Source organism: uncultured Acinetobacter sp. (assembly GCF_947624825.1).
In the GTDB taxonomy this organism is placed as follows: domain Bacteria; phylum Pseudomonadota; class Gammaproteobacteria; order Pseudomonadales; family Moraxellaceae; genus Acinetobacter.
Genome location: NZ_CANQLZ010000086.1, coordinates 1 through 7305, shown reverse-complemented (window position 1 = coordinate 7305; position 7305 = coordinate 1). Strand labels below are relative to the sequence as shown.

The 7305-nt window shown below is 41.9% G+C and carries 11 protein-coding genes; 3 read left to right on the top strand and 8 right to left on the bottom strand.

All coding sequences use genetic code 11. The features are described from left to right. The first annotated feature begins 761 nt into the window (after window positions 1-761). Together Q0017_RS12865 and Q0017_RS12860 are read left to right on the top strand one after the other, a co-directional pair. On the top strand, window positions 762-1022 hold the full coding sequence (locus Q0017_RS12865) for a helix-turn-helix domain-containing protein (RefSeq protein WP_074947822.1): 261 nt from the start codon (window positions 762-764) through the stop codon (window positions 1020-1022). A gap of 118 nt (window positions 1023-1140) precedes the next feature. After that, a complete protein-coding gene (locus tag Q0017_RS12860) occupies window positions 1141-1440 on the top strand; it encodes a NifB/NifX family molybdenum-iron cluster-binding protein (protein WP_120366198.1) in 300 nt (99 codons plus the stop codon). A 260-nt stretch (window positions 1441-1700) separates the two neighbouring features. Here Q0017_RS12860 and Q0017_RS12855 read toward each other — a convergent pair whose 3' ends face one another. From Q0017_RS12855 to Q0017_RS12820, 8 genes are all read right to left on the bottom strand, one after another. Continuing rightward, the gene (locus Q0017_RS12855) at window positions 1701-2444 is read right to left on the bottom strand and encodes an SDR family NAD(P)-dependent oxidoreductase (protein ID WP_074947811.1); all 744 of its coding nucleotides are present in this window, start codon (window positions 2442-2444) and stop codon (window positions 1701-1703) included. A 68-nt stretch (window positions 2445-2512) separates the two neighbouring features. Continuing rightward, window positions 2513-3133, bottom strand: a complete 621-nt coding sequence (locus Q0017_RS12850) for a class I SAM-dependent methyltransferase (RefSeq protein WP_074947810.1) — start codon at window positions 3131-3133, stop codon at window positions 2513-2515. 29 nt (window positions 3134-3162) lie between these two features. Beyond that, window positions 3163-3498: a carboxymuconolactone decarboxylase family protein gene (locus tag Q0017_RS12845; RefSeq protein WP_074947809.1), complete on the bottom strand. Its 336-nt coding sequence runs from the start codon at window positions 3496-3498 to the stop codon at window positions 3163-3165. Between the two features lie 50 nt (window positions 3499-3548). Continuing rightward, window positions 3549-3944 carry a rhodanese-like domain-containing protein gene (locus Q0017_RS12840; protein WP_074947821.1) on the bottom strand — a complete coding sequence of 132 codons (396 nt, stop codon included), beginning with the start codon at window positions 3942-3944 and terminating at the stop codon, window positions 3549-3551. Between the two features lie 264 nt (window positions 3945-4208). After that, entirely contained in the window at window positions 4209-4991 is a 783-nt protein-coding gene (locus Q0017_RS12835) for a sulfite exporter TauE/SafE family protein (protein ID WP_298147547.1), read from the bottom strand. A 71-nt stretch (window positions 4992-5062) separates the two neighbouring features. Further along, on the bottom strand, window positions 5063-5935 hold the full coding sequence (locus Q0017_RS12830; RefSeq protein WP_298147544.1) for an MBL fold metallo-hydrolase: 873 nt from the start codon (window positions 5933-5935) through the stop codon (window positions 5063-5065). Between the two features lie 2 nt (window positions 5936-5937). Continuing rightward, the gene (locus tag Q0017_RS12825; protein ID WP_121523857.1) at window positions 5938-6354 is read right to left on the bottom strand and encodes a YeeE/YedE family protein; all 417 of its coding nucleotides are present in this window, start codon (window positions 6352-6354) and stop codon (window positions 5938-5940) included. A gap of 1 nt (window position 6355) precedes the next feature. Further along, window positions 6356-6772: a YeeE/YedE family protein gene (locus tag Q0017_RS12820; protein ID WP_121523855.1), complete on the bottom strand. Its 417-nt coding sequence runs from the start codon at window positions 6770-6772 to the stop codon at window positions 6356-6358. A gap of 122 nt (window positions 6773-6894) precedes the next feature. Here Q0017_RS12820 and Q0017_RS12815 point away from each other — a divergent pair, with 122 nt between their 5' ends. After that, complete coding sequence (locus Q0017_RS12815; RefSeq protein ID WP_121523853.1) at window positions 6895-7206, top strand: metalloregulator ArsR/SmtB family transcription factor; 312 nt, start codon at window positions 6895-6897, stop codon at window positions 7204-7206. Window positions 7207-7305: the final 99 nt, after the last annotated feature.

Sequence of the window (7305 nt, the reverse complement as noted above, 5' to 3'; positions counted from 1 at the left end):
CCTATGTAATGTCCATAAAAGTGTAGTGAAGTGCTCATGATGTTGGGAAGATTGCTCGGGTTATCAGCAATCTTGTTACAGATCGCTGTGTTCCTGCAGCCTTTATTGCCAGAAAAACACAGTGTTTTTTCGGTATGTAAAACTATTGCCGCAGCATTACATCTAGAAGTTACTAACGTTCATCCACACCACAGCTTCGCAACATCACATCCGCATAGCAATCAAGCCAGCGGAGCAGACCAAAATAATGCACATGTCTTCACACATGTGCAGGATCGACATGAACATCAAGAGCGGGATGATGCACATACCGGTCATGACTGCCAGTTTTGCCTAGTGCACAGCTATACCCTACCGCTACTGGATACCAAATTCAGACTAGTACTGATCAGAACTCAGACCTTACTGCAGTTCTTCAGTACATTTGTCCCATATACGCTGTCCCTACCTGCTCCGTGGTTCCTGATACCTCAGGGTCGTGCTCCTCCTTTAACACTCATCCACTAAATCAGCAGATATGGTATTGCTGAGCAGTCTTCCTAGTTTGCGATATGGCTGAAAATATTCATCTATCCAGAACATGTGAGCAGCTCATAATTAGCATCTTCAGTCACAGTGATCCTATCCGTAATAATGAATATGGCTTTTAATTTATCTGTATTCAAATTTATTTGAAGTCCAACTATCACAGTCTCAATGACTTTCTAATTTTTCAAAGTGTTATTACAACTTTTTAGTATATCGATAAGGAGGACACAATGATGAATCTACTTCAGCATGATCAGGCACATCACCTAAAAAGTGATTTTAATAACAGCTGTTGTCTGGATTTAGCACAACAAATTGTAAGGATCCGGCAAACTCTCAATATTTCACAGACAGAACTGGCGGCCAAGCTGTGTATTTCTTCCCGTACCCTAGAAAGCTGGGAACGTGGAGTTCGTAATCCCTCAAGCGCAGCCCAAGCTTTGCTAAAACTTTTTATCAAGTCACCTCATTTTGTTTTAGAAAATCTTGCTTGAATAGTATTAGTTATGTTTTTGAATAGTTTTTATCACTACAAGCTTAACTTATGAATCATCATGAACCGATACATACCTATAAAGAGCAGTAGTATCGGTTTGGTTTGGAGAAATCTTTATGGTAATTGTAATTACATCACAGAACCGACGTCATATTACTCCGCACGCTGGGAAATGCCGAAAATTCTGGAAATATGAGCTCAAAGATGGGAAAGTTATGGACAAACAGCTCATTGAGGTGGAGAAAGAAGCATCATTTTCTCAGTCGGGTGAGGTACTAGAAAAACTGTTACCTATGGACATGTTCGTAACCACAGGGATGGGGGACAGATTGCGAGAAAAACTCAAAAATATTGGCGTACATGTTATTGTGACGGATGAAATTGATCCTGATAATTTTATTAACAGTTTACTTTAACTCGCCTATGAATAAAATCTAAAACCATAGTTAAAGTTTCCATTAAAAGTTAGTGGGAACTTTCGCTGATAAAATACATCTTACCTAACTGCTATTTGATCAAAACATTAAATTGTCTAGGTTTGAAATAGGTTGACACTATATTTCATATAAATGCCTGACGAATTTCATCAGGCATTTTTTATTTGTAAGACAGATGCTTCTAATAAATTACAAAAGGAAAACCTTCTCAATCAAATGAAGGCCTTTCCTAAAATTAACTATTGTGAAGTATATGACCCATCTACTACATACTGGCTGCCCGTTACAAAAGATGCATCATCAGAGAGTAAGAAAGCAACGACCTGAGCAACTTCTTCCGGATTTCCTAAACGACCAACTGGATGCAATTTTATCAGTTCAGCTTCATCAAACTCACCAATTAAAGGCGTTTTAATATAACCAGGATGTACTGAATTAATACGAATACCCTTTTTAGCATATTCTAGCGAAGCCGTTTTAGTAAGCCCGGTTACACCATGCTTAGCTGCAACATAACCAGAAATATTTTCAGTCCCAACTAAACCTAAAATTGATGCTGTATTCACAATTGCACCACCGCCGGCTGCCAATATTGCAGGGATTTGATAATGTAGGCCATAAAAGACCGCATTCAAATTAATATCAATCACACGACGCCAAGCTTCAATACTTAAATCTGCAATTGGCTGAACGTCACCCAATATTCCAGCATTGTTAAAAGCTAAATGAAGGGCACCATACATGCTAATTGAAAATTCAACCGCTGCTTTCATGTCTTCAGGTTCAGCCGTATTGGCTTTATTCGCAGCCGCTTTACCGCCTAAAGATACAATTTTCTCAGCAACTTTCTGTGCTGCTTCAAAGTTAATATCCGAGACTACAACACTTGCACCCTGCTTCGCTAAAAGCATAGCTGTGCTTTTCCCAATTCCAGAACCCGCACCAGTAACTAGGGCAACTTTATTTTTGAACCGATTTGACATAATAAAACCTCTTTCTTAAAGTACTGCAATGCTGAATATTTACATCACATTTAATAATTCACTTATTTTTACTTCATCACTTGTATCGCAAATTGAATAACATGACATTTACCGCAATGTAATTCTCCCTCCTGTCTTTCTTGCTCTCCAACATAAAAATGATGGATATGATCCTGCTTGAAAACCTGCAAAATATCCCACGGATCGTATAAATATTCGATATTTTTAGGGCCACCAGTTTTATAGTTGATCTGCTCCTTGGAATACAGCTCACCGATAAACCATCCACCGTTTAGCAAGGACTTTCTTATGCCTTCTAAAACCTGTTTTTGCGTTTCTGTATCGAAATGACCAAATACACAAATCACGTTTTGATAACGCTCGGACGGCCATTTCGCTGCTGTTAAATCAACATGTCGGAGTTCAAGCTTTATCCCTGTAGCTTCGGCTTTGCTGGACAGATGCTTCAAAGCAACATCGGAATAATCCCAAACTTCCGCCGAAAAAGGATAATTATACTGTCTTGCCTGCTCAGCCAGGTAAAGGATATTCCTTCCTTCTCCTTCAGCAATTGCCAGTGTTTTACCTTCTATCAGGATTTCCCCCGCAATCTCCTGAATAAACAGGTTTGCTGCTGTGCCGTATAGGTCCTGCGTCTGGGCATACAATTCATTCCAGTGCTGACTCATTTCATCCCTCCATTTACTTGACTATCCAATCAGTTGGAAAACTCTTTGAATGCTTCCAGCGCATTTGCAGCATACATCAATGAAGGTCCACCGCCCATATACACCGCAACGCCCAGAACTTCCTCCAGCTCCTGTAGGGTCATGCCCATTTTGACCAGGGTCCTGACATGAAAACCGATACAACCATCACAACGTGCAGCCACACCAATCGCCAAGGCAATCAATTCCTTGGTTTTTGGATCAATCACACCATCATGCATTGCGATCTGGGATAATTGATTGAAACTTTTCATTAAATCTGGTGAATCCTGGCTTAGAGTTCTTAAACTACCTGAAATATTTTGGGTTAATTCTTTGTATTTCATAATTTTTTCTCAAATTAAAAATCAACAATCAAGTTTTTATATTCAAAAGCTTATTTTTCTACCGGATAGCCCTGTTCCAGCCAAGCCTGATAGCCACCTTGAACCGACTTCACCTGAGTAAATCCCATATTCTGTAAAGTATCGGTTGCCAATGCTGAACGTCCACCCGTGCCACAGATCAAATAGATCGGCTGATCTTTTAGATGTTCCAGTGCCTGCATGGTATCGCAATGATGGCTAACCAAAGGATGCTGGTGAATCCTCATTTCTAAAACACCACGAGGATAATTCACCGCCCGGTCTATCGCTGCCGCCTGAAATTCATCCGGTTCCCGAACATCAATCAGAATGGTTTTATGGTTTTTCATCGCTTCAAACAGTTCAGCTACACTCACTTCCTGAATCCGGTTTTTCGCATTCCGGATCAATTGCTCTGCAGTTTTCATCATTTTCATTCTTCCTCGCTCATCAAAATCAGCTTCATTTGTTATAAATGCTAGTTCAGCAGCTAAAAAACGCTTTGTTGTAGCTCCCACCCCGGCTGTTTCAGCACTGTTGCAGTGATCACTGCTATTGCAAACCGTCAGTTTGATAAAATTATTTCAGACTGTACACCTGTTTGATATTCATTCAGATGACAGAAAAATAGGGTATTTATCTGTCATCCAGAATCTGACCTTCTATTTTTATCCGTAAAAAATTTCACGGGACTAGCCCATGAGTGCTGAATAAATTAAATACACAGCTACCCCAATCACAGTTGTGGCAAAAATCTTCTGAACCCGGTTACTTTCAATTCGGTGCATCAGACTGCGTCCAATTAACATCCCTACAATACAGGCCAGGACAAAAGTCAGCGTGACCGAAACAGGATATTGAAAGCCATCTAGCACGTGTGCAGAAATACTGACACCACCAATCAGGAAAATAATCATTAGAGAAGTCGCAACGATACTGCGCATATCGAGGTCGGTGAATTTACGCAGTGCCGGGACAATCACAAAACCGCCGCCCACCCCGAGCAAGCCGGTCAGTAAACCCGCCACTACGCCAATACCGGCGAGGAACGAGGCAGTTTTCACATTCCAGATCAGGCGACCGGTCGTTTGATTGACCTTACACGGTGTATTCTCATGGTCATTAACTTTGTTAAAGAATATCCGGTAGGCTACAATCAGCATGACCAGACTGAAAGCCATCGTCAGCCAGACCGGAGAAACAATACCAGCCAGATGCACGCCATAGCGTGCTGAAGGAATACTGATCAGGGCGATCCAGAGCGCAGCGCGATAACGTACAATACGCTTGAATAAACCCTCGAACGTTCCAACCAAGGCGGACAGAGTCACTGCCAGCAAGCCCACAGGCGCAGCCTGTGCCACAGTCCAGCCCTGACTCGCCATCAGTGCCGGTACAGCCAGAATGCCGCCACCAGCACCGGTTAAACCCAGCAAGCCACCGATGGCTAACCCTTCCAGTATTAACACCCACATAGCCACTGTTCCTCTCTTTGCTAATGCAATTAAACAAAAGACAAACCTTTTTGTTTAATCTTGAAACATGCCTATTTGAAGTAATTAAGCGGAAGTTTTAAATAAGAAACCCCATTCTGTTCTGGCGTTGGGAACTGTCCACCTTTCATATTGATCTGAATGGAAGGCAGGATCAACTTCGGCATACTCAGTCCGGCATCACGCTGCTGACGCATTGCGACAAAATCTGCTTTACTTACCCCGCTATGCACATGAATATTATGCTGTTTCTGCATCTGAACAGTTGTTTCACACTGATACGCATGACGTGACTCAGGCAGATAGTCATGACACAAGAAGACCCGAGTATCTTCTGGTAGCTGATACAGGCTGTGTACCGAATCAAAAAGCGTTTCTGCACTGCCCTTTGGAAAATCACAACGTGCCGTACCATAGTCCGGCATAAACAGCGTGTCGCCGACAAAGACGGCATCTTCCACCACATAGCTCAGGCAAGCAGGTGTATGTCCCGGTGTTGGAATGTTATAGACATCCAGCTCACCGATTTTGAAATGTTCACCATCTTCAAATAAATGATCAAATGGCTGACTAGCATTCACCTGCTTGAGATCCAGATGATAAATTGCAGCAAAGGTTTCTTGCACCACAACGATTTTCTGGCTGATTGCAATTTTCCCACCCAGTTCCTGTTTCAAATATTGGGCTGCAGTCAGATGATCTGCATGAACATGGGTTTCCAAAATCCATTCCACTTCTAAAGTCTGTGCTTTGACATAAGCAATGATACGATCTGCCTGTGTGGTTGAAGTGGTTGCAGATGCCGCATCATAATCCAGCACACTGTCAATGATGGCACAGCGCTTTGTCATTGGATCGGATACCACGTAACTGAAGGTATTGGTCGCCTCGTCAAAAAAATCCTGTACCAGTGGGTATTTTGCCATGGTTATTCTCCCGCCCATTTACGGTGCAGCAATATGCCAATCAACATCGCGATAATAAAATAGAAGACCTGGTAATGCCCCAGGCCAATCAAGGTGAAACTTGGTGCTGGACATACCCCAGCAATCCCCCAGCCGATACCAAACAACAGGCTGCCAATGATTAAGCGTGGATCAAGTTTTTGACTGGTTGGCAATACAATAGGTTCGTTAAATACGGTTTTCGGTGCTGCAGAACGCATGGCTTTTTGAAATGGAATAAATGCCACGGCAATTGCACCCATCATGACAAAGGCCAGACTGGCATCCCAGTCACCAAACAGATCCAGGAAATCCAGCACTTTTTCCGGATTGGACATGCCTGAAACCATCAGTCCGACAGAAAAAAGAGCACCAAAAATAAAAGCTAAAATATTTTTCATTTTAAAATGCTCCAGTCACGTGACGAACAATATAAACAGTGACAAAACCAGCAAACATGAAACTCATGGTGGCCACGATGGAACGTTTAGACAAACGACTCATCCCGCAAATGCCATGACCGCTGGTACAGCCTGAACCTAAGCGTGTACCAAAGCCGACCAAGAGACCCGCAACCACCAGCATCAGCGGACTCGCATTCAATTCAATTTCTGGCTGAACAAACAGTCCATAGATAAATGGCAGCGTTATTAAACCCGCCATGAACCAGATCGCAGGTGTTTTAAACATCGTTTTAGGATTCAGCACCTGTCCGATTAAGCCACTGATGCCTGCGATACGACCATGCACATACAGGTAACCAACGACCGATACACCGAGCATCAAACCGCCGAGAAAAGCAATCAGGAAATCATGCATAGCGAGTCTACTTAAATTTACAATATATTTATTTATAATATATAATATATAATATTAATCAAGCACTCTGTGATATTCTTTCATAAATGATTTTTAACTATACACGACTGAAGGAGATCGTAATGAATACTGGAACTAATCAGGCTAAAATTGATTTTTCGGAAGTCGATATAGTCACAAACTACTTAAAAGTCTTATCAAATCCTGACCGCCTAAAAATTTTATGTGTCTTGGTAGAAGGCGAACTCAATGTACAGAAAATTGAGGAAAGCACTGATATTCATCAACCAACACTGTCCCAACAACTGACTGTACTGCGTAAAAATAATATGGCCAGCACTCGTCGTGAAGGTAAACAGATTTTCTATCAAGTATCTGACCCCAGAATCCTGACGATTATGCAAACCCTGCATCAGTTATATTGTGCTGCTTAAGCCTGTTTTTCATTCTAACTTGTACCATCGAGTGACTTTAACAAACTCATAATTCCTCAAGCTTTAACCTCAATATTCCTGCTCAAATCGGCTAAAGAT